Origin of the sequence: Streptomyces sp. NPDC051310 (assembly GCF_044455245.1) — a bacterium.
Taxonomy (GTDB): Bacteria; Actinomycetota; Actinomycetes; order Streptomycetales; family Streptomycetaceae; genus Streptomyces.
This window is the reverse complement of the sequence record NZ_JBITEO010000027.1, coordinates 61,342-82,706: the sequence shown is the minus strand read 5'-3', so window position 1 is coordinate 82,706 and position 21,365 is coordinate 61,342. Positions and strand designations below refer to the sequence as shown.

The following is a 21,365-nucleotide window of genomic DNA, read 5'->3' as shown; positions in this document are numbered from 1 at the left end:
ACCCCCTAGGCGCCGCGTGAGCCGCGCCGCAGCGCGCGCACGCCACGCAACCCGATGACCCCGACGACCGTCCCCAGAACAAAGGACGTCAGGGCGAGCAGCAGATGGACCCAGAAGTACGCCGTCGGGTCACCCGCGTCGTCGAAGGCGAGACCGCTCGCGTCGTTCCAGAGATTCTTGATGAAAGTGACCCAGATGACCCAGCTCCACACCCCGAAGGCGAGCAGGAACCAGGAAGCCGGGCGGCTGAGCTTCATGGAGCAAGTATCACCACCGTCGGCGGCGTGTCGTGAGCCGGGTCGGGTGTGGGTGCTGTCACCAACCGTGGACGCTCCCTGTACGTTCTCGATCGTGTCTGCTCTGAAAAAGATCGCATTGACGGTCACAGCCGCCGCGCTGCTGCTGCCCGCCCTCACCGCCGCCCCCGCGTCCGCGGCCCCGAAGGACGACACGCAGCCGAAGCCGCCCGCCCTGATGTCCACGGTCGGCGGCAAGGCACTCGGACGGCCCGGCACCCAGGTGAACCTGGCCCCCGGCGTGCCGGTGCTGCCCAAGGAGGTGACGGGCCGCTCCTGGATCGTCGCGGACGCCGAGACGGGGGACGTGCTGGCCTCGCACAACGCGCACTGGCGGCTGCCCCCGGCCTCCACCCTGAAGATGCTCTTCGCGGACACGCTGCTGCCCAGGCTTCCCCGGACGCAGACGCACCTGGTGACCCAGAAGGACCTGGCGAAGGTCGGCGAGGGCTCCAGCCTGGTCGGGGTGAAGGAGAAGCAGAGCTACACCGTCCACGACCTGTGGCTGGGCGTCTTCCTGCGCTCCGGCAACGACGCCGTGCACGTCCTGTCCGAGATCAACGGCGGCATCGAGAAGACCGTCAAGGAGATGAACGACCGGGCCGAAGAGCTGCAGGCGCTGGACACCCACGTCGTCTCGCCCGACGGATACGACGCCGAGGGCCAGGTCTCCTCCGCGTACGACCTCACGCTCATCGCCCGCAGCGGCATGCAGAACAAGGACTTCCGGGAGTACTGCTCGACGCCCCGGGCGAAGTTCCCCGGGGAGCTGAAGCCCGGCAAGAAGCGCGAGGTGTTCGAGATCCAGAACACCAACCGGCTGCTGACCGGCGACTACGGCATCACGCCGTACAAGGGCATCGCGGGCGTGAAGAACGGCAGTACGACGCATGCCGGTGCGACCTTCACGGGCGTGGCCGAACGGGGCGGGAAGGTGCTCCTGGTGACGGTGATGAACCCGTCGGCGAAGGAGAGCCACGCCGTCTACAAGGAGGCCGCGCGGCTGCTGGACTGGGGCTTCTCCGCGGCGGGGAAGGTCAGGCCGGTCGGTGAGCTGGTGCCGCCGAAGTCCGCGCGCACGGGCACGGACACCACGAAGCAGATCGAGACGGGCAGCGGCGAGGCGACCAAGGCGCCGGTCGCCGCCTCGCAGACCGGCGGCGGCGACGGCGTGGGGATCGCGCTGGCGGTGGCCGGCGGGGTGCTGGTGCTGCTCGCGGGCGCGGTGTTCCTGGTCAACCGCCGCTGGCCGCTGCCCGATCTGGTACGCCGCCGGCATCGGGAGCCGGAGGACGCTTAGAGCTCGTCGCCGTCCAGGCGGCGCAGAACAGCAGCAGCTTGGCGGTGAAGTTGATCCACAGCAGCAGCGCGACCGGCACCCCGAAAGCGCCGTACACCGACTTCGTCGCCACGCTGCTCATGTAGCCGCCGAGCAGCAGCTTCAGCGCCTCGAAGCCGACCGCGCCGATCAGCCCCGCGACGAGGAGGCGGCGGCGCGGCGGCTGGACGCCCGGCAGCAGCGACAGGACGTACAGCAGGATCACGAAGTCGGCGAGGACGGCGACCGCGAGGGCCCCGGTCTGCAGGAGCACCCCGCCGGCGCCGGTGCCGTGGATGCCGAGCCGTTCGGCGGTCCAGCCGACGGCGGTGGAGCCGAGGGCCGAGGCGGCGAGCGAGGCCAGCCCGGTGAGGCCGAGGCCGCCGAGGACGACGGCGTCCTTGCCCTTGCGGACGAAGGGGTTCTCCTCGTCGCTGTCGTCGCAGCTCCAGACGGCGCGCAGGCAGTCGCGCATGGAGCCGACCCAGTTGATGCCGGTGAACAGCAGGACGGCGCCGGCGACCAGTCCGACCGTGCCGGCGTTGGCGATCAGCGAGTCGAGGTCGAGCTGGTCGGAGATGCCGGGCACCTGCTCGGCCAGCCGGTGCTCGATGTCGCGCCGTTGCGCGTCGCTGAGGAGCCCGGCGCCGACGGCGGCGGTGACGGCGATCAGCGGGAAGAGCGCGACGAAGCTCGTGAAGGTGATCGCGGCGGCCAGGCGCGTCCAGTGGACGTGGTCGAGGGTCTCGCATGAGCGCCAGGCGTGCGTGCGCATCAGCCGCGCGGCCCACGGGCCGATGAGGGGGAGCTTGGTCAGCCAGTCCATGGGGCTCGTCTACCCCCTGCTGCGAAGACCAGGGTCCGCGTCCCCCAGAAGCGCAGGCAGGTGGCGAGGACCATGCCGACGCCCAGCCCGGAGACGGTGTCCGCGAGCGGGGACGTGAGCCCGAGCCCGTAGTGCGACACCCCGAGGCAGGCCGCCTGGACGGCGGCGCCGGCGAGGTTGACGCCGAAGAAGACCGCGTATTCGCGCAGGCGCACGCCTCGGCGGCGGTAGGTACCCAGGGCGTTGCCGAGGTAGGCGACGGTGCAGCCGGCGAGGAAGGACAGGCCCTTGGCGGGGAGCGGGCCGAGAGCCGGTCTCAGCAGCAGGAACAGGGCGAGGTCGGCGGCGTACGCGACGCCTCCCGCGCCGAGGAAGCCCAGGAGTTCGCGCCTCCTCACAGGTCGGCGACCGCCATCCCGTACATCGCCGTCCACACGGCTCCGATGACCGCGAGGGGCCGGTCGCGCAGGACCACGTCCTCGGGGGCGCCCGCGGCGCCGCGGTCGGCGAAGACGGCGTAGCGCAGGACGGCGAGGATGAAGGCGATCATGGAGAGCTGCCGCCAGGTGCCGGTGTGTTCCAGGGCCCAGAGGCAGTAGCCGAGGACGGCGACGCCGGCGGCGAGCTGCCAGACGAAGCGGAGGTAGCCGGTCGTGTACTCGTTGAGCAGCACGCGCGTCTCGCCCTTGCGGCCCGCCATCTGCACGGCCTCCGAGTAGCGCTTGGCGGAGACCATGAAGAGCGCGCCGAAACCGGTGGTGATGAGGAACCAGCGGGAGAGCGGGATGCCGAGCGCCACCCCGCCGATCATCGCGCGCATCACGAAACCGGTCGTGACCACGGCGAGGTCCACGACGAGGACGTGCTTGAGGCGCAGGCAGTACGCCAGCTGCATCGCGAGGTACGCGGCGAGCAGCGCGGCCGTCATGGGGGTGCACAGCACGGCGCCCGCGACGACCGCGCCGAACGCCAGGACGGCTCCCGTGCCGTACGCCACCGGCACCGGCACCTCGCCGGCGGCGACGGGCCGGCGGCACTTGACCGGGTGGGCGCGGTCGGCGTCGGCGTCGCGGGCGTCGTTGATCAGGTAGACGGCCGAGGCGGCGGCCGTGAACAGCAGGAACACGATGCCGAGCCGGAGCGCCGTGTGCCGCGACACGAGTTCCCCGGCGGCGGCCGGCGCGGCGACCACGAGCACGTTCTTGACCCACTGCCGCGGGCGAGCGGCCCGCAGCACCCCGCACCCCATCCCGCGCCCCGCGCCGCGCGGCGGGGCCTCGGCCACCGCGACCCCGCGCTCACCCACGTGACCACCCCCCGGGCGCCCGGGCGCGCAGGCGCGGGCGGGCGGTGACGTCACGCATCGCCCACCGCGCCCCGGTCCTCGCCGTCGCCGCGCCCAGCAGCGCGCCGGCGACGACGTCCGTCGGGTAGTGGACGCCCACCACCAGCCGGGAGACGCACATCGCGGCCGCCACCGGTGCGGCCAGCCGCCGGACGCCGGGGCTCAGGGCCCCGAAGAGCAGGGCCGCGGCGGTCGCCGAGGTGGCGTGGGAGCTGGGGAAGGAGTGGCACCCCGCGGTCCGCACGAGCGCGGCGCCGCCGTCCGGCCGCGGCCGGCGCACCAGCCGCTTCACCCCCATGCTCACGGCGTGCGCGGCACCGGTCAGCGCGGTGGCCCGCAGCCACGCCCGGCGCCGCTCCCGGTCGGCCGCGGCGCCAGCGAGACCGGCCGCGAGCCAGAGCGCGCCGTGCTCGCCGCTGAACGACAGCGCCCGCGCGGCCACCGCCGTCGCCGGACTGCGGTGTCCGCAGGCGCGTGCGGCGGCCAGCAGGCGGTGGTCGACGTGTCGCATCCGCCTCCCCTTCCCTCGACGCACCGTTCGGGTGCGTCCACGACCGCGACTCTCGCCCGCCGCCCGCCGTGCCGCACGGCAATCTTTCATGACACTCGTTTAATCACCCATTTCGGCGAGTCAGCCCAGAAAACCACCAAAGGGGACTTTTACGGCGATACCTTCGCCCTCATGCCCACCGAGCCCCTCACCGGATGGGGCCGCACCGCCCCCACCGCCGCCCGTGTCGTCCGCCCCCGCAGCCACGAGGAGGCGGCCGCCGCCGTCCGGGCCTGCGGCGCCCGCGGGAGCATCGCCCGCGGCCTCGGCCGGGCCTACGGCGACGCGGCGCAGAACGCCGGCGGCGCCGTCCTCGACATGACCGCCCTCGACCGCATCCGCTCCGTCGACGCCGACACCGGGGTCGTGGTCTGCGACGCCGGCGTCAGCCTGCACCGCCTGATGGAGGTCCTGCTCCCGCTCGGCTGGTTCGTCCCGGTCACCCCCGGCACCCGGTACGTCACCGTCGGCGGAGCCGTCGCCGCCGACATCCACGGCAAGAACCACCACGTCTCGGGCTCCTTCAGCCGCCACGTCCGCGGCCTGGAGCTCCTCACCGCCGACGGCACGGTCCGCTCCGTCCCGCCCGGCACCGACCTCTTCGACGCCACCGCGGGCGGCATGGGCCTCACCGGCGTGATCCTCTCCGCCACGGTCCGGCTCGTGCCCGTCGAGACCTCCCTGATGTCCGTCGACACCGAACGCGCCCGCGACCTCGACGACCTGATGGCCCGCCTGACCACGACCGACCACCGCTACCGCTACTCCGTCGCCTGGATCGACCTGCTCGCCCGGGGCGCCGCGACCGGCCGCGCGGTCCTCACCCGCGGCGACCACGCCCCGTACGACGCCCTCCCCGCCGCCGCCCGGCGCCGTCCGCTGGGCTTCCGCACCGGCCGGCTGCCCCCGCCGCCCGGCCTCGTACCGGACGGCCTGCTCAACCGCACCACCGTCCGCGCCTTCAACGAGTTCTGGTACCGCAGGGCCCCCCGCCGCCCCAGCACCGGCCGGCTCCAGCGCATCCCCGCCTTCTTCCACCCCCTCGACGGCGTCCCGCACTGGAACCGTGTCTACGGCCGCGCCGGCTTCGTCCAGTACCAGTTCGTCGTCCCGTACGGGCAGGAGGACGCGCTGCGCCGCGTCGTGCGGCGCATCTCGCGGCGCGGCTGTCCCTCGTTCCTCGCCGTGCTCAAGCGCTTCGGCACGGCCGACCCGGGCTGGCTGTCGTTCCCCATGCCGGGCTGGACGCTGGCGCTGGACATCCCGGCCGGGCTGCCGGGCCTCGGCGCCTTCCTGGACGGGCTCGACGACGAGGTGGCGGCGGCGGGCGGCCGGGTCTACCTGGCCAAGGACTCCCGGCTGCGCCCGGACACCCTGCGCGCCATGTACCCCCGCCTCCCCGACTTCCTCGACCTGCGCGCACGGCTGGACCCGCGCGCGGTCTTCACCTCGGACCTCGCCCGCCGCCTCGCGTTGTAGGAGCACACCGTCATGAAGGACGCCTTCGGCAGCCCGCAGTCCCTCCTCGTCCTCGGCGGGACGTCAGGGATCGGGCTCGCCACCGCCCGCCGCCTCGTCGCCCGCCGCACCCGTACCGTGTGGCTCGCCGGCCGGCCCTCGCCCGGCCTGGACGCGGCGGCCGCGTCCCTGCGGGAGCTCGGCGCCGACGCCCGGACCGTGCCGTTCGACGCGCTCGACACCGCCGCGCACGAGGAGGTCCTCGGCAAGGTGTTCGCCGAGGGGGACCTCGACATGGTGCTGCTGGCGTTCGGCGTGCTGGGCGACCAGGCCCACGACGAAGCCACCCCGCCCGCGGCCGTCCGGGTCGCCCTGACCAACTACACCGGCGCCGTCTCGGTGGGCCTGGTCTGCGCGAACGCCCTGCGGGCGCAGGGCCACGGCTCCCTGGTGGTGCTGTCCTCCGTGGCCGCCGAACGGGCCCGCCGCGCCAACTTCGTCTACGGCTCCAGCAAGGCCGGGCTCGACGCCTTCGCGCAGGGCCTCGGCGACGCCCTGCACGGCACGGGCGTGCACGTCATGGTGGTCAGGCCCGGCTTCGTCCGGACGAGGATGACGGCGGGACGCGCCGAGCCTCCGCTCGCGACGACCCCCGAGGCCGTGGCGCACGCGATCGAGCAGGGCCTGCGGCGCCGGTCGGGGACCGTCTGGGTGCCGGGCACCCTGCGGCCGGTGATGTCCGTACTGCGGCACCTGCCGCGCCCGCTGTTCCGCCGCCTGCCGCTGTGACGCCGGGCGACGCGGCGTCGCGAGCCCGGCGTGATCGGCACGACAGGGCCTAGGTGCGCGTGGCGGCCGGCTCGTCCACCGGTGAGCCCTGCGCGGGCACCCCCTTGGGCGGGCGGCCGGCCCCGAACTCGTACTCGTACAGCTCGCGCCACACGCCGTCGGAACCCTGCTCGTAGAGCGCGAAGGAGCCGACCGTCCACGCCGCCTCGAAGCCGGCGAGTTCCTCGTACGCCCGGTCCATCGCCTCGTCGGGGATGCCGTGCGCCACCGTCACGTGCGGGTGGTACGGGAAGGCCAGCTCGCGCGCCAGCGGACCGGAGGCGTCACGGACCTGCCGCTGCAGCCAGGAGCACGCCGACGCGCCCTCCACGACCTGGACGAACACGACCGGCGACAGCGGCCGGAACGTGCCCGTGCCGCTCAGCCGCATCGGGAAGGAGCGGCCGGCCGCCGCGACGGCCGCCAGGTGGGCGCGGACCGCGGGCAGCCGTGCCGCGTCGACCTCGGTCGGCGGCAGGAGGGTGACGTGCGTGGGGATGCCGTGCGCGGCGGGATCCCCGAAGCCCGCGCGCCGCTCCTGGAGCAGGCTGCCGTAGGGCTCCGGGACCGCGATCGAAACGCCGAGCGTTACGGTCCCCACGTCGTTCTCCGTTCTCCTCGGTACGGCCGTCCGGCCGGTCGGTGCCGTCGCGGCGCGACCGGTGCGCCGCCAGTGTGGCGGGTGCACCCGCCCCATGACCAGAGCGGTCCGGACTCAGTGCTTGGCGGGCAGGAAGCCCACCTTCTCGTACGTCCGCGCGAGCGTCTCGCCGGCGACCGTGCGCGCCTTCTCCGCACCCTTGGCCAGGATCGAGTCCAGCGTCTCGGGGTCGTCCAAGTATTCCTGGGTGCGGGTCCGGAACGGGGTGACGAAGTCCACCATCACCTCGGCGAGGTCCGTCTTCAGCGCCCCGTACATCTTGCCCTCGTAGGCCCGCTCCAGGTCGGGGACGGAGGTACCGGTGAGGGTCGACATGATCGTCAGCAGATTGCTGACGCCCGGCTTGTTCTCCAGGTCGAAGCGGATCACGGTGTCGGTGTCCGTGACCGCGCTCTTGACCTTCTTCGCGGTGGTCTTCGGTTCGTCCAACAGGTTGATCAGGCCCTTCGGCGTGGACGCCGACTTGCTCATCTTGACCGTCGGGTCCTGCAGGTCGTAGATCTTCGCCGTTTCCTTCAGGATGTACGGCGCCGGGACGGTGAACGTCTCACCGAAGCGGGTGTTGAACCGCTCGGCGAGGTCCCGGGTGAGCTCGATGTGCTGCCGCTGGTCCTCGCCGACCGGCACCTCGTGCGCCTGGTAGAGCAGGATGTCCGCCACCTGGAGGATCGGGTACGTGAACAGGCCGACGGTGGCGCGGTCCGCGCCCTGCTTGGCGGCCTTGTCCTTGAACTGCGTCATGCGGCTGGCCTCGCCGAAGCCGGTCAGGCAGTTCATGACCCAGCCGAGCTGGGCGTGCTCGGGCACGTGGCTCTGCACGAAGAGCGTGCAGCGCTCGGGGTCGAGGCCCGCCGCGAGGAGCTGGGCCGCGGCGAGCCGGGTGTTGGCCCGCAGCTCGGCCGGGTCCTGCGGGACGGTGATCGCGTGCAGGTCGACGACCATGTAGAAGGCGTCGTGGGTCTCCTGGAGCGCCACCCACTGACGGACCGCACCGAGGTAGTTGCCGAGGTGGAACGAGCCTGCGGTGGGCTGGATTCCGGAGAGCACACGAGGACGATCAAAGGCCATGTCCCTCATTCTCTCAGGTGCCGCCGACAGCTCGGGAACGCGTCCGGCGGCGGGCGGAACCGGCCGGCGGCGGCCGGATCCGCGTACGCCACCCCGCGTTCCGGCGCGGCCGGGCGGGGACCGCCGCGAATGAGACGAGGAACACAGTTCCTGCGGCGGTCCGGCAGCGTGCCGCGGCCGGTGGCGGTGCCCCTGCGGGCGGTCCCCGGGGCCGTCAGGTGGTGCCGCGGGCCCCGGCCCCCGTACGCCGGGACGGCCCGGAAAGCGGAGGCCGGGGCGGCCGGTCCGGGAGGCCGGAGGCCGGGGCCTGGGCGGCTAGACCGGGAGGCCGGGGGCCGGGTGGGCGGCCATCAGGTCGGCGACCTCGGCGCGGATCTTGGTCAGGGTGTCCTCGTCGCCCGTGCGCGCCGCGGTGACGCCCCGGTCGATCCACTCGGCGACGGCCGCCATGTGGTCCGTGCCGAGGCCCCGCGAGGTCAGGGAGGGGGTGCCGATGCGGATGCCGGAGGGGTCGAAGGGCTTGCGCGGGTCGTACGGGACGGTGTTGTAGTTGACGACGATCCCGGCCCGGTCGAGGGCCTTCGCGGCCACCTTGCCCGGGACGTCCTTCGAGGTGAGGTCCATCAGGATCAGGTGGTTGTCCGTCCCGCCGGAGACGAGGTCGAAGCCGCGGGTGAGCAGCTCGGCGGCGAGGGCCCCGGCGTTGGCCACGACCGCGTGGGCGTAGTCACGGAAGGCCGGCTGGGCGGCCTCGTGGAGGGCGACGGCGATGGCGGCCGTCGTCTGGTTGTGGGGGCCGCCCTGGAGGCCGGGGAAGACCGCCTTGTCGATGGCCTTGGCGTGCTCCTCGCGCGCCATCAGCATCGCGCCCCGCGGCCCGCGCAGCGTCTTGTGCGTGGTCGTGGAGACCACGTCCACGTGCGGTACGGGAGAGGGGTGGGCGCCGCCGGCGACGAGCCCCGCGATGTGCGCGATGTCGGCGACCAGCACGGAGCCGGCCTCACGGGCGATCTCCGCGAAGGCGGCGAAGTCGATGGTCCGCGGCAGGGCGGTGCCACCGCAGAAGATGATCCTCGGCCGCTCCGCGAGGGCGAGGTCGCGGACCTGGTCGAAGTCGATGAGGCCCGTGTCCGGGCGTACGCCGTACTGGACGCCGCGGAACCACGTGCCGGTGGCGGAGACGCCCCAGCCGTGGGTGAGGTGACCGCCCATCGGGAGGGCCATGCCCATCACGGTGTCGCCGGGCTCGGCGAAGGCCAGGTGGACGGCGAGGTTCGCCGGGGAGCCGGAGTAGGGCTGCACGTTGGCGTGGTCCGCGCCGAACAGCGCCTTGGCCCGGGCGGTGGCGAGCAGCTCGACCCGGTCGATGTTCTGCTGGCCCTCGTAGTAGCGGCGCCCGGGGTAGCCCTCGCTGTACTTGTTCTGCAGGACGGTGCCGGAGGCTTCCAGCACGGCGCCGGAGACGTAGTTCTCGCTGGGGATCAGGCGCAGGGTCTCGGCCTGCAGCCGCTCCTCGGCGCCGACGAGCGCGGCGAGTTCCGGATCGGCCGCGGAGAGGGCCGGGTGGTGCGGGGGAAGGGAACGGTCGGTCATGGCGTCCTCCAGGGGGCCGGCAGCACTCACGATCGACGAGGTCCCCAGGCGGGCGGCACCTCGCGCGGTCTGCCGCGCACGGCTCCCCCGGGGTCGCTTCCCCGTACGCCAGTCGCCGTGCGTGGGGCCACCTTAACGGCCGGGTCGATCAAAGGTTTCCCCGTCCACATGGCGAGCGACGATAGATAAGGGTGCACCCCCCGCCCACGGCCGCAGGACGAACGGAGATCCCGTGTCGAGAACGCAAGAGGCGATCGCTTCCGCGGAGGCGCGCAGTGCGCACAACTACCACCCGTTGCCCGTCGTCGTCGCCTCCGCGGAGGGCGCCTGGATGACCGATGTCGAGGGGCGCCGCTTCCTCGACATGCTCGCCGGGTACTCCGCGCTCAACTTCGGGCACGGCAACCGGCGGCTGATCGACGCCGCCAGGGCCCAGCTGGAGCGGGTGACGCTGACCTCCCGCGCCTTCTACCACGACCGGTTCGCCGACTTCTGCGCGCAGCTGGCCGACCTGTGCGGCATGGAGATGGTGCTGCCGATGAACACGGGCGCGGAGGCGGTGGAGACCGCCGTGAAGACCGCCCGCAAGTGGGGCTACCGCGTCAAGGGCGTCCCGGACGGCATGGCGAAGATCATCGTGGCGGCGGACAACTTCCACGGCCGGACGACCACGATCGTCAGCTTCTCGACCGACCCGGAGGCGCGCGCGGACTACGGGCCGTACACCCCGGGCTTCGAGATCGTGCCGTACGGGGACGCGGCCGCCCTCGAGGAGGCGATGACGGAGAACACCGTGGCCGTGCTGCTGGAGCCGATCCAGGGCGAGGCCGGGGTGCTGGTGCCGCCGCCGGGCTACCTCTCCCGGGTCCGGGAGCTCACCCGGGAGCGGAACGTGCTGTTCATCGCGGACGAGATCCAGTCGGGCCTGGGCCGCACCGGGCGGACGTTCGCCTGCGAGCACGAGGGCGTGGTGCCGGACATGTACGTGCTCGGCAAGGCGCTGGGCGGCGGTGTGGTCCCGGTGTCCGCGGTGGTGTCGAGCGAGGCGGTCCTCGGGGTGTACCGGCCGGGTGAGCACGGCTCGACGTTCGGCGGGAACCCGCTGGCCTGCGCGGTGGCGCTGGAGGTGATCGCGATGCTGCGCACCGGCGAGTACCAGCAGCGGGCGGCCGAGCTGGGCGACCACCTCCACCGCGAGCTGGGGCTGCTGGCCGGCGGCGGCGCGGTGGAGGCGGTCCGCGGGCGCGGCCTGTGGGCGGGCGTCGACATCGTGCCGGCCCTCGGGACCGGCCGGCAGATCTCGGAGCGGCTGATGGAGCGCGGGGTCCTGGTGAAGGACACGCACGGGTCGACGATCCGGATCGCCCCGCCGCTGGTGATCGGCAAGGAGGACCTGGACTGGGGGCTGGAGCAGCTGCGCGCCGTGCTGGGGGACCGCGTCAGAGGATGACGTGCGGCAGGAAGCGGGCGTACTCGTCCGTGACCGGCCCCGACGACTCGCGGATGCCGAGCCCCGCCGCCTCGCCCTCGACGACCCACGCGCCGAGCACGACGCGGTTGCCGTCGAAGTCGGGCAGCGGGGCCAGCTCCTGGTAGCAGCAGCGTTCCCCGCGCGGCGCGGGGTCCGTGCCCGGCTCGTGGAGGGTGACCCCGGCGCCCTCCCGGCCGAGGAGCGGCTTGGCGACCCAGCCGGGGCCGGAGGGGGCGGCGAGGTCGCGCGGGCCGTCCAGGTAGGCGGGCAGCAGGTTCGGGTGGCCGGGGTACAGCTCCCACAGGATCGCCAGCAGCGCCTTGTTCGACAGCAGCATCTTCCAGGCGGGCTCGATCCAGCAGGTGGTGCCGGTGCCGCCGCCGTTGTCGAGGGTGTCCAGGACGTGCGGGGCGAAGGGGTCCGTGGTCAGCCACTCCCACGGGTAGAGCTTGAAGCAGCTGCGGATGAAGCGCAGCCGGTCGTCGACGAAGCGGCCGGAGAGCCGGTCCCAGCCGATCTGCTCGACTGACAGCGCCTCGGTGGCGAGCCCGGCCTGCTCCGCGGTCTCCCGCAGGTAGGCGACGGTCATCAGGTCCTCGCCGAGCTCGTCGCCGTCGGAGTGGACGAAGTGCACCGGGCCGGGCGGCAGCAGCGGGGCCTGCCGCTGCCACGCGGCGACGAGCCGCTCGTGCAGGGAGTTCCACTGGTCGGCGCCCGGGAACCGTTCCTCCATCCAGAACCACTGCGGGCTGGCGGCCTCCACCAGGGAGGTGGGCGTGTCGGCGTTGTACTCCAGCATCTTGGCCGGGCCCGTGCCGTCGTAGCGCAGGTCGAAGCGCCCGTACACCGAGGGCAGTTCGGCGCGCCGGCGCCAGGACTCGGCCACCAGGCCGGCCAGGCGGGGGTCGGTGATGCCCAGGTCGGCGAAGCGGTCGTGCTCCACGATGTGGGCGGCCGCCGCGAGGCACATGGCGTGCAGCTCCTCGACGACCTCCTCCAGCGCCTCCACCTCGGGCAGCGAGAAGACGTAGTAGGCGCTCTCGTCCCAGTAGGGGCGCAGCGAGCCGTCGGGGTACCGGGTGAGGGGGTAGACGAGCCCCTGCTCCTCCACGGTCCGCTGCCAGTCGGGGCGCGGATCGATGGTGTGACGCTTCATGGCCGTTCCGCCGCCGGGCTCAGCCGCCGCCGGAGCCGGAGCAGCCGAAGCCGCCGCGCTCGACGGCCGACTTGTCGAAGCTGCCGCCGGAGACCTTGCCGTCGCTGACGTTGCCGCCGTAGTAGTACTGGCCGCGGGCGGAGCCGCTGCTCCCGCTGCCGCACTCGTAGCTGGGGAGCTTGTCGCGCGTGACCGGGTCGACGCAGCGCTTGTCCGGCTCCGAGCCGCAGGACGTGATCGTCGCCGCGAGCACCCCCATGCCGCCGAGCACGACCGTGCTCGACCTCAGCCTGCGCATGCGCCCACCTTCCCGTCGCTCTCCCGGTCCCTCGCGGACCACGGACCGCACAGACTAAAGGGCCGCCCGCCCGGGTGGTGAGGCCGGTCCGCCAACCCGCCTCCCCCACTGCCGCTTTGCGCCCCTTCGGGCCGCTATGGAAGGACGCGGCACAGGGCGTCCAGCGCGCCCGCCCAGGCGCTGTCGGTCGGCGTCCCGTAGCCGACGACGAGCCCGTCGTGCCCGCGCGCGGCCTCCGGGTGGCGGAAGCGGTCCAGGCCCTGAAGGGCGAGGCCCTGCCAGGCGGCGGCCTGGATGACGGACCGCTCGGTGCCGGGCGGGAGTTCGAGCACGGCGTGCAGCCCGGCGGCGATGCCGCTGACCCGGATGTGCGGGGCCCGCTCGGCGAGCGCCGCCACGAGCTGGTCGCGCCGTCTGCGGTACCGCAGCCGCATGCCGCGGACGTGCCGGTCGTACGCCCCCGAGGCGATGAACTCGGCGAGCGTGAGCTGGTCCAGCGCACTGCAGACCCAGTCCGTGTCCCCCTTGGCGGCCAGCACCTCCCCCACCAGGCGCTCGGGCAGCACCATCCACGCCAGTCGCAGCCCGGGGGTGAGCGACTTGCTCGCCGTCCCGAGGTACACCACCCGGTCCGGGTCGAGGCCCTGCAGGGCCCCCACCGGCTGCCGGTCGTAGCGGAACTCGCCGTCGTAGTCGTCCTCCAGGATCAGTCCGCCCGTGCGCCGCGCCCAGTCGACGGCCGCGGCGCGCCGCTCGGGAGGCAGCGCGCCGCCCAGCGGGAACTGGTGGGCGGGCGTGATCAGCACGGCCCCTTCGCGGTCGAGCGCGGCGGTGCGGGTGCCCCGGTCGTCCAGGGGCAGCGCGGGGGTGCGCAGCCCCGCTTCGACGAGCAGGTTCCAGTGGACGTCGAGGCCGTACGACTCGACGGCGACGTCCCGGACGCGGCGGGCACGCAGCACCTTGCCCAGCAGCATCAGCCCGTGCACGAACCCGGAGCAGACCACGATCCGGCCGGGGTCGGCGTGGACGCCGCGCGCGCGGGCGAGGTAGTCGGCGAGGACCGTGCGCAGTTCGGCGCGGCCGCGCGGGTCGCCGTACCCGAACGCCTCGTGCGGGGCGGCCGTCAGCGCCCGGCGGGCCGCCCTGAGCCACTCGCCGCGGGGGAACGAGCCGAGGTCGGGGGTGCCGGGGTGCAGGCTGTGCGTGGCGGTGACGGGCCGTCTCGGGCGCGTGGCCGGCAGGGCGGTGCCCGCGCGCGCGGGGGCCGCGCCGCGGGGCGCGGTGCCCCCGCGGGCCGGGGGCACCCCGGCCGGCGCGGGCGGTCTGCGCGGCACCGCGCGGCGGGCGACCCGCGTGCCGGAGCCCTGGCGGGCCGTCAGCCAGCCTTCCGCGACGAGCTCGGCGTACGCCTCGGCGACGGTGTTGCGCGCGACGCCCAGGTCGGCGGCGAGCGAGCGCGACGACGGCAGCCGCGCGCCGGGGGCGAGCCGCCCCGTGCGCACGGCCTCGCGCAGCGCCTCCATGAGGCCGGCCCGCAGCCGGGGGCCGCGGAGCTCCAGATGCAGGTCCGTGCCGAAAGTGGCCCAAGGATCCGTCATGGAAATGGACCATACCTCTGCGCCACCAGGCCCGTACGGTCGGGATCATGACGACGAACGCCACGGACACGGCCCCGCACACGCAGCCTCCCGCCCACCCGCAGTACGCACCGGAGCACCCGCCGCGGCTCGCCTGGGCGACGCACGCCCCCGAGGTCTACAAGGCCATGGTCAAGCTGGACGCGGCGGCCCGGAAGGGCCTCGACCCGGTCCTGTACGAACTGGTCAAGATCCGCGCCTCGCAGATCAACCGCTGCGCCTTCTGCCTGGACATGCACACCAAGGACGCGCTGGCGGCCGGCGAGTCGGTGGAGCGGATCGTCCAGCTCAGCGCCTGGGAGGAGTCGCGGCACTTCTACACCGAGAAGGAGCTGGCGGCGATCGAACTGACCGAGGCGGTGACCGTGCTGACGGACGGTTTCGTCCCGGACGAGGTGTACGAGAGGGCCGCGCGGCACTTCGACGAGGCGGAGCTGGCCCAGCTGCTGGCCGCGATCACGGTCATCAACGCCTGGAACCGCTTCGGCGTGACCACCCGCATGACCCCGGGCCACTACACGCCCGGCCAGTTCAAGCACTGAGCGCCGCGGTCCGCCGGTCCCAACCCGCGAACCGCGCCGGCGCGGCCGGGAGTCCCTGATAACCGATGGCCGGGCGGCCCGGGCGTCGACCATCCTGGGGCACGTCCACGCCCGCCCCGAAGGGAGCCCGCCGTGCCCACCGAACGCATCGGTCCGCCGCTGGTCGGTGACGAACGGACCATGCTGCGCGCCTTCCTCGACCACCACCGCGCGACCCTCGCGATGAAGTGCGACGGCCTGACCGACGAGGACCTGCGCCGCCGCTCCATGCCGCCGTCGGAGCTCTCCCTGCTCGGCCTGGTCCGCCACATGGCCGAGGTGGAGCGGGCGTGGTTCCGCCGCACGATCGGCGGCGAGGCGGACCTCCCCCTCGTCTGGTCCCCGGACGGCGACTACCAGACGGCGTACGACGCGACGGGCTCGACGCGTTCGGAGGCGTTCGCCGCCTGGGAGGCGGAGGTCGAGCACTCCCGCCGCATCGAGCGGCAGGCGGAGTCCCTCGATGTCACCGGCCACAACGCCCGCTGGGACATCGACGTCTCGCTGCGCCATGTGATGCTGCACCTGCTCCACGAGTACGCCCGCCACAACGGCCACGCCGACTTCCTCCGCGAGGGCATCGACCGCACGGTCGGCGCGTAGGGCCGGTGTCGGTGCGGCAGGGCCGGGGTCGGGCGCCGGACAGGTGAATGCACCATTTGTCCGATTATCCTGTTCCCGTGGACTCCTATCCGGCGCGCACGGGGGCCGAACGGGGCGGGCAGCCGCCCGCTGCCGGGGTGCGCGCGGAGATCCTCGCCTCCTGGGAGCGTTCGCAGTCCCTCGGCATCGACGACGAGGGCGCCACGCCGCTCCCCGTCGAGAGCGATCTGGACCCGGACTCACGGCTGCTCAGGGCCGCCGCCCCGGTCCTGGAGCGGCTGTGGCGCCGGTTCGCCGACCTGCCCGTCACCGTGACGCTGGCCGACGCCCGGGCGAACATCGTGGACCGGCGCGGGGACGCGGTCGGCCTGGAGCTGATGGACGCCGCCTCGCTGGTGCCGGGCGCCAACGTCGACGAGCGGTTCATGGGCACCAGCAGCGTCAGCATGGTGCTGAGCACCCGGGCGCCCTTCGTGGTCGTCGGCCACGAGCACTTCCTGCACAACCTCAAGGCGCTGACCTGCATGGCCGCCCCCGTACGCGATCCCGTGGGCGGCACCGTGCAGGGCGCGGTCAACCTCTCCGTCCCCGAGGAGCTCGCCGAACCGGGCATGGCCCTGGTGCTCCAGGACGCCACCGAGCGGATCGCCGACCGCCTGCTGGAGCTCAGCTCGGCCAGGGAGCGCGGCCTGGTGCACTCCTTCCTCCGGGACCGCGGCCGCGGCGCGCCCGCCCGGCTCGACCTGCGCTCCGGCGAGCTCGCCGGTCCCGGCGGGGCCGTTCCCCGGCTGGCCCGCCAGGAGCGGCGGGCGCTGCTGGAGGCCGCGGTGCAGCTGATCTCCTCGAACGAGGAGGCGTTCGCCGAGGTCATGCTGGCCGGGGGCCGGGTGGCCGCCCTGCGCCGCAGGCAGCTGCGCCACGGCGACGCGGAGGGCGCGGCGGTCGAGGTCACCTTCCCGGACGAGCGGCGCCCGGCCCCGGCGGGGACGGCCGCACCCGGTACCGCGGCGCCGGGCGGCGGGGCGACCGGTGCCGCCGCCACGGCGACCGCGCCCGACGGACGCCAGGTGCCGCTGCTGCACCCGCCCGGAACCGCCGGGCCGACGCGGGAGGAAGCTCCCGGTCCCCCGGCCCCGCCCCGCGCGGAGCGGCCGGAGACCGTGACCGCGGCCGGCGCGACCGGGCCCGACAACGAGCAGGAAAGGCAGAACGGGCCGGACGAGCAGGACGAGCAGGGCAGCCGTCCGGACGCATGGCTCCTGCTGGTTGGCGAACCGGGCGTCGGCCGCCTGGCCGCCGAGGCCCGCGCGCGGCTGTCCCTCCTGAACGAGGCGGGCGTGCGCATCGGCACCACGCTGGACATGCGGCGCACGGCCGAGGAGCTGGCGGCGATCGCGGTACCGCGCTTCGCCGACCTGGTCGTGGTGGACCTGGTCGAGGGCGTGCTCGCGGGCGAGGAGCCGCCGCCGGGCCCGCCGGCCCCCGGCACGACACTGCGCCGGACGGCCACCGCCGGGATGGGGGCCGAATCCGGGGCGTCCGGGACCGGGACGGCCCACGGTTTCCCCGGAACCGCCGCAGCCACCGGCCCCAGCACAGCCACCGAAGCCACCGCAGCCACCACCGGAGCCCCCACCGGCCCCACCACCACAGCCACCGCAGCCACCACCGGCCCCGCCCGGGACACTCACGGCTCCGCCGCCCGCGGCCCGGGCGAGCCCGTGAGCTACCCGGCCGGCACGCCCCAGGCCCGGTGCCTCGCCACCGGACGGCCCGTCGCCGACTCCGTGGCGACCGCGGCCCTCGGGGCGGCGTCCTCCGCGGGCGGTGCGCACCCGGTCGGGCTGCTGGGCGAGGGCGTGCACGCGTACCTGGCCGCACCGCTCTGCGCCCGGGGCGCCCTCCTCGGGCTGGCGGGGTTCTACCGCCGCGGCGAGGACCGGCCGTACGAGGAGGACGACCTCACCCTCGCGAGCGAGCTCGCGGCCCGGGCCGCGATGAGCGTGGAGAACGCCCGCCGCTTCCGCCGCGAACGCAACGCCTCCCTCACCCTCCAGCGGAGCCTCCTGCCGCGGGAGCTGCCCCGGCTGACCGCGGTGGACCTGGCCTCCCGCTACCTGCCCGCCGGCGTGGGCGCCGGGGTCGGGGTGGGCGGGGACTGGTTCGACGCGATCCCGCTGTCGGGCCTGCGGGTGGCGCTGGTCGTCGGGGATGTGGCCGGGCACGGCCTCCAGGCGGCCGCCACCATGGGCCGGCTGCGGACCGCGGTACGCACCCTGGCCGGGCTGGACCTGCTGCCGGAGGAGGTCCTGGCCCACCTGGACGACCTGGTCGGCCGGACGCCCGAGGTGCCCGGCGACATCCTGCCCGGCATGCCCCCGGACGCCACCGCGCCCGCCGTCCCGCCCGGCGACCTGGACCTGGACCCGGCCACGGCGGCGACCTGCCTGTACGCGGTGTACGACCCGGTGTCCGGCCGCTGCACGGCCGCCCGGGCCGGACACCCGCCGCCCGCGGTGGTGTCCCCGGACGGCACGGCACGGCTGATCGACCTGCCCGCCGGGCCACCGCTGGGCCTCGGCGGCCTGCAGCCGTACGAATCGGCCACCGTGGAGCTGGAGCCGGGCAGCCTGCTCGCCCTCTACACCGACGGCCTGCTGAAGGAGGACCGCGGCTACGGAATCTCCGACACGCGGCTGGAGCAGCTGATGGCCGCGCTCGGCGCGTGCGGGGACGGTTCGCCGGCCGGGCGGCGTGACACCGCCGCGCCGCTGGAGCGGATCTGCGACCTGATCACCGGCACCCTGCTCCCGGACGGCCCGCGGGACGACGTGGCCCTGCTGCTGGCCCGGGTGCACGCGCTGTCCGAGGACCGCGTCGCGGCCTGGGAGCTGCCCGCCGAACCGTCCGTCGTCGCCACGGCGAGGTCGCTGGTGCGGCGGCAGCTGGACGAGTGGGACCTGGCGCACCTGGAGTTCACCACCGGACTGGTGGTCAGCGAGCTGGTCACCAACGCCGTGCGGTACGGCGGAAAGGGCCCGGTGTCGCTGCGGCTGCTGCGGAACGGATCGCTGATCTGCGAGGTGTCCGACCACAGCAACTCCTCGCCGCGCATCCGGCGCGCCGCCACGACCGAGGAGGGCGGGCGCGGCCTGTTCCTCGTCGCGCAGTTCACCAGGACCTGGGGCGCCCGCTACATGCAGCAGGGCAAGACCGTGTGGGCGGAGCAGGTGGCGCACGCCGAGCGCCGCACGCCGGAGGCGGACGAGGATGCGCTGCTGGACATGTTCGACGACCTCGGTTGAGCCGGCCGGCGCCCGCGCGCGGTCGCTCCCCGGCGCACCGCCGTCCGGCATGCGACCGCCGCCGTGCGGGCGTAACGTCCCTGTATGGGTGAGGTGCGGGCGTGAGGCGACGCAGGAGCACGGTCCGGGCCGCCGGGGCCGGGGCCGCCGGGCCGCGCGGGGAGTCCGACGGTGACCGGCGGTGACGTACCGCCGCAGGCCGCCGCCCTCGACGCGGCGCTCGGTGAGACGATGCGCCGCACCGGGGCGTCCATCGGCGCCTTCTACCTGCTGGACCGGGAGCAGCAGCTCCTCCGTCTCGTCGTGGTGGGCGGGGTGCCCGGCGACCTGGTCATGCCGTGGACGCGGATCCCGCTGGCCTCCCCCGCGCCCGTCACCGACGCCGTGCGCCGGAAGCGGCTGATCTGGATCGGCGACCAGGCGGAGATGGCCCGGGCCTATCCGCGCTCCGCGGTGGCGCTGCCCTACCGGATCGCACTGGCCGCCGTACCGGTCGACGGCGAGCGCCGGTGGGGCTCCCTGCTGCTGATGTGGCCCGGCAGCCACCCGCCGCAGGCCACCCCGCGCGAGCGCGGCCACATCACGTCCAGCGGCCGGCGGCTGGGCCGGGTGCTGGACGACGCGGCGCGCGCCGGCCGCCCGGTGACGCCCCCGGACGAGCCGCGCGTGCTGCCCGGCGCCGCCGTCCGCGCGCCGGGCGCGCCGCAGCCCGCCCTCGCCGCCGCGGACTTCGCCGAGCGGCTGCCGGAGGGGTGCTGCGCGCTGGACCTGGAGGGCCGCATCACCTTCGTCAGCACCCGGGGCGCCGGTCTGCTCGGCCGCGGCGCCGACGCGCTGCTGGGCCTGCTGCCGTGGCAGGCCCTGCCCTGGCTCGACGACCCCGTGTACGAGGACCGGTACCGCGCGGCGGTCATCAGCCGCCAGCCCGTGGCCTTCACCGCCTGCCGGCCGCCCGACCGGTGGCTGGACTTCCGGCTCTACCCCGACGCGAGCGGCATCAGCGTCCGCATCACCCCGTCGAACGCCGGGCCGGCGCGCGCCCAGGACGACCCCTCCTCCGGCACCGGCGAGCCGCGGCCGTCCCCGCCGACCCGGGCGGGCCAGCTCTACCAGCTGATGCACCTGGCGGCCGCGCTCACCGAGGCCGTGGGCGTACAGGACGTGGTGGACCTGGTCGCCGACCAGATCATGCCGGCCTTCGGCGCCCACGGGCTGGTGCTGTCCAGCGCCGAGTCGGGCCGCCTGCGCATCACCGGTTCGCGCGGCTACCCGGCGCACGTCATCGAACGCCTCGACGGGCTGCCGGTGAACACCCGGTTCACCCCCGCGGGGCAGGCGCTGACCACGGGGGTGCCGTCCTTCTTCAGCCATCCCGGGGAGCTGGCGCGGATCTACCCGGAGGCCCCGCTCGTCAGCGGCAAGCAGGCGTGGGCGTTCCTGCCCCTGGTCATCTCGGGCCGCCCGGTGGGCATCTGCGTCCTCACGTACGACCGCCCGCACGCCTTCCCCGCCGAGGAGCGCGCCGTCCTCACCTCGCTGGCGGGCCTCATCGCGCAGGCGCTGGACCGGGCACGGCTGTACGACGCCAAGCACCAGCTCGCCCACGGCCTCCAGGAAGCGCTGCTGCCGCACCGCCTGCCGTCCCTGGCCGGTCTGCGGGTCGCGGCGCGCTACCTGCCCGCCACGCTCGGCATGGACATCGGCGGCGACTTCTACGACCTGCTGCGGATCGACGCCACGACGGCCGCCGCCGTGATCGGTGACGTGCAGGGCCACAACGTCGCGGCGGCCGCCCTGATGGGGCAGGTCCGGACCGCCGTCCATACGCACGCGACCGCGGGCGCGGCCCCCGACGAGGTCCTGGCCCGCACCAACCGCCTGCTCCTGGACCTCGATCCGGGCCTCTTCACCACCTGCCTGTACGCCCACCTCGACCTGCGCCGGGGCCGTGCGCGGCTGGTCAGCGCGGGCCACCCGCCGCCCCTGCTGCGCGAACCCGGCGGCCGGGCGCGGCCCCTCGACGTGCCGCCGGGCCCCGCGCTGGGCATCGTCCCCGGCGCGTCCTACTCGGTGACGGAGGTTCCGCTGCCGCCGGGCACCCTGCTCGCCCTCTACACCGACGGCCTGGTCGAGACGGCCGGCACGGACATCGAGGAGGCCGTCGCGGACCTCGCCACGCACCTCGGCGACGCCGGCGACGAGGACCTCGACCGGCTCATGGACACGATCCTCGACCACGCGGGCCCCGCGGACCAGCGCACCGATGACATCGCGCTGATGCTGCTGCGGGCGACGGGGGCGTGACGAACACGCCGTCCGATTCCCGCCGGACAGGGACGTGCGGGCCGTCGATGCTGACGGCATGAAGAGC

19 protein-coding genes are annotated in these 21,365 nt (G+C 74.5%); 8 read left to right on the top strand and 11 right to left on the bottom strand.

Features of this window, described 5'->3' with window-relative positions; all coding sequences use genetic code 11:
* Positions 1 to 5: 5 nt before the first annotated feature.
* Complete coding sequence (locus tag ACIA79_RS29600; protein ID WP_399431452.1) at positions 6 to 257, bottom strand: SCO4848 family membrane protein; 252 nt, start codon at positions 255 to 257, stop codon at positions 6 to 8.
* A gap of 94 nt (positions 258 to 351) precedes the next feature.
* Between ACIA79_RS29600 and ACIA79_RS29595 the strand changes: the two genes are divergently transcribed.
* Complete coding sequence (locus ACIA79_RS29595) at positions 352 to 1,596, top strand: D-alanyl-D-alanine carboxypeptidase family protein (protein WP_399431451.1); 1,245 nt, start codon at positions 352 to 354, stop codon at positions 1,594 to 1,596.
* Here ACIA79_RS29595 and ACIA79_RS29590 read toward each other — a convergent pair.
* Genes ACIA79_RS29590 through ACIA79_RS29575 form a run of 4 tightly spaced genes read right to left on the bottom strand, consistent with a single transcriptional unit; the run spans position 1,532 to position 4,296 of the window.
* Positions 1,532 to 2,440, bottom strand: coding sequence for a YihY/virulence factor BrkB family protein (locus tag ACIA79_RS29590; protein WP_399431450.1), 909 nt, complete (start codon positions 2,438 to 2,440; stop codon positions 1,532 to 1,534). The two genes, ACIA79_RS29595 and ACIA79_RS29590, sit on opposite strands and share 65 nt — an antisense overlap.
* Positions 2,428 to 2,838, bottom strand: a complete 411-nt coding sequence (locus ACIA79_RS29585; RefSeq protein WP_399431449.1) for a GtrA family protein — start codon at positions 2,836 to 2,838, stop codon at positions 2,428 to 2,430. The genes ACIA79_RS29590 and ACIA79_RS29585 overlap by 13 nt, the downstream gene beginning before the upstream one ends.
* Positions 2,835 to 3,689, bottom strand: coding sequence for a decaprenyl-phosphate phosphoribosyltransferase (locus ACIA79_RS29580; protein ID WP_399431472.1), 855 nt, complete (start codon positions 3,687 to 3,689; stop codon positions 2,835 to 2,837). The genes ACIA79_RS29585 and ACIA79_RS29580 overlap by 4 nt, the downstream gene beginning before the upstream one ends.
* Before the next feature lie 49 nt (positions 3,690 to 3,738).
* Positions 3,739 to 4,296, bottom strand: coding sequence for a phosphatase PAP2 family protein (locus tag ACIA79_RS29575; protein WP_399431448.1), 558 nt, complete (start codon positions 4,294 to 4,296; stop codon positions 3,739 to 3,741).
* A 171-nt stretch (positions 4,297 to 4,467) separates the two neighbouring features.
* On the opposite strand from ACIA79_RS29575, the gene ACIA79_RS29570 reads away from it, so the two are divergent.
* Both ACIA79_RS29570 and ACIA79_RS29565 read left to right on the top strand, forming a co-directional pair.
* Positions 4,468 to 5,814 carry an FAD-binding protein gene (locus ACIA79_RS29570; protein ID WP_399431447.1) on the top strand — a complete coding sequence of 449 codons (1,347 nt, stop codon included), beginning with the start codon at positions 4,468 to 4,470 and terminating at the stop codon, positions 5,812 to 5,814.
* A gap of 12 nt (positions 5,815 to 5,826) precedes the next feature.
* On the top strand, positions 5,827 to 6,582 hold the full coding sequence (locus ACIA79_RS29565; protein ID WP_399431446.1) for a decaprenylphospho-beta-D-erythro-pentofuranosid-2-ulose 2-reductase: 756 nt from the start codon (positions 5,827 to 5,829) through the stop codon (positions 6,580 to 6,582).
* 49 nt (positions 6,583 to 6,631) lie between these two features.
* On the opposite strand, the gene ACIA79_RS29560 is transcribed toward ACIA79_RS29565, so the two are convergent.
* The 3 genes from ACIA79_RS29560 to glyA all read right to left on the bottom strand — a co-directional run bounded on the left by ACIA79_RS29560 (position 6,632) and on the right by glyA (position 9,943).
* Positions 6,632 to 7,222, bottom strand: a complete 591-nt coding sequence (locus ACIA79_RS29560) for a 2'-5' RNA ligase family protein (protein WP_399431445.1) — start codon at positions 7,220 to 7,222, stop codon at positions 6,632 to 6,634.
* Between the two features lie 114 nt (positions 7,223 to 7,336).
* On the bottom strand, positions 7,337 to 8,350 hold the full coding sequence (gene trpS, locus ACIA79_RS29555; RefSeq protein ID WP_399431444.1) for a tryptophan--tRNA ligase: 1,014 nt from the start codon (positions 8,348 to 8,350) through the stop codon (positions 7,337 to 7,339).
* A 315-nt stretch (positions 8,351 to 8,665) separates the two neighbouring features.
* The gene (glyA, locus tag ACIA79_RS29550) at positions 8,666 to 9,943 is read right to left on the bottom strand and encodes a serine hydroxymethyltransferase (protein ID WP_399431443.1); all 1,278 of its coding nucleotides are present in this window, start codon (positions 9,941 to 9,943) and stop codon (positions 8,666 to 8,668) included.
* A gap of 232 nt (positions 9,944 to 10,175) precedes the next feature.
* Between glyA and rocD the strand changes: the two genes are divergently transcribed.
* Positions 10,176 to 11,393: an ornithine--oxo-acid transaminase gene (gene rocD, locus ACIA79_RS29545; protein WP_399431442.1), complete on the top strand. Its 1,218-nt coding sequence runs from the start codon at positions 10,176 to 10,178 to the stop codon at positions 11,391 to 11,393.
* Here the strand turns inward: rocD and ACIA79_RS29540 are convergent.
* From ACIA79_RS29540 to ACIA79_RS29530, 3 genes are all read right to left on the bottom strand, one after another.
* A complete protein-coding gene (locus tag ACIA79_RS29540) occupies positions 11,383 to 12,570 on the bottom strand; it encodes a glutathionylspermidine synthase family protein (RefSeq protein WP_399431441.1) in 1,188 nt (395 codons plus the stop codon). The genes rocD and ACIA79_RS29540 overlap by 11 nt on opposite strands.
* Positions 12,571 to 12,589: 19 nt before the next feature.
* Complete coding sequence (locus ACIA79_RS29535) at positions 12,590 to 12,868, bottom strand: hypothetical protein (RefSeq protein WP_399431440.1); 279 nt, start codon at positions 12,866 to 12,868, stop codon at positions 12,590 to 12,592.
* 134 nt (positions 12,869 to 13,002) lie between these two features.
* The gene (locus tag ACIA79_RS29530) at positions 13,003 to 14,466 is read right to left on the bottom strand and encodes a PLP-dependent aminotransferase family protein (RefSeq protein WP_399431439.1); all 1,464 of its coding nucleotides are present in this window, start codon (positions 14,464 to 14,466) and stop codon (positions 13,003 to 13,005) included.
* Between the two features lie 47 nt (positions 14,467 to 14,513).
* Between ACIA79_RS29530 and ACIA79_RS29525 the strand changes: the two genes are divergently transcribed.
* The 4 genes from ACIA79_RS29525 (at position 14,514) to ACIA79_RS29510 (ending at position 21,298) form a co-directional block, all read left to right on the top strand.
* Positions 14,514 to 15,047: a carboxymuconolactone decarboxylase family protein gene (locus tag ACIA79_RS29525; protein WP_399431438.1), complete on the top strand. Its 534-nt coding sequence runs from the start codon at positions 14,514 to 14,516 to the stop codon at positions 15,045 to 15,047.
* 132 nt (positions 15,048 to 15,179) lie between these two features.
* On the top strand, positions 15,180 to 15,689 hold the full coding sequence (locus ACIA79_RS29520) for a DinB family protein (protein ID WP_399431436.1): 510 nt from the start codon (positions 15,180 to 15,182) through the stop codon (positions 15,687 to 15,689).
* A 77-nt stretch (positions 15,690 to 15,766) separates the two neighbouring features.
* Positions 15,767 to 18,994, top strand: coding sequence for a SpoIIE family protein phosphatase (locus ACIA79_RS29515; RefSeq protein ID WP_399431435.1), 3,228 nt, complete (start codon positions 15,767 to 15,769; stop codon positions 18,992 to 18,994).
* Positions 18,995 to 19,225: 231 nt separating this feature from the next.
* Entirely contained in the window at positions 19,226 to 21,298 is a 2,073-nt protein-coding gene (locus ACIA79_RS29510; protein ID WP_399431471.1) for a SpoIIE family protein phosphatase, read from the top strand.
* The last annotated feature ends 67 nt before the right edge of the window (positions 21,299 to 21,365 follow it).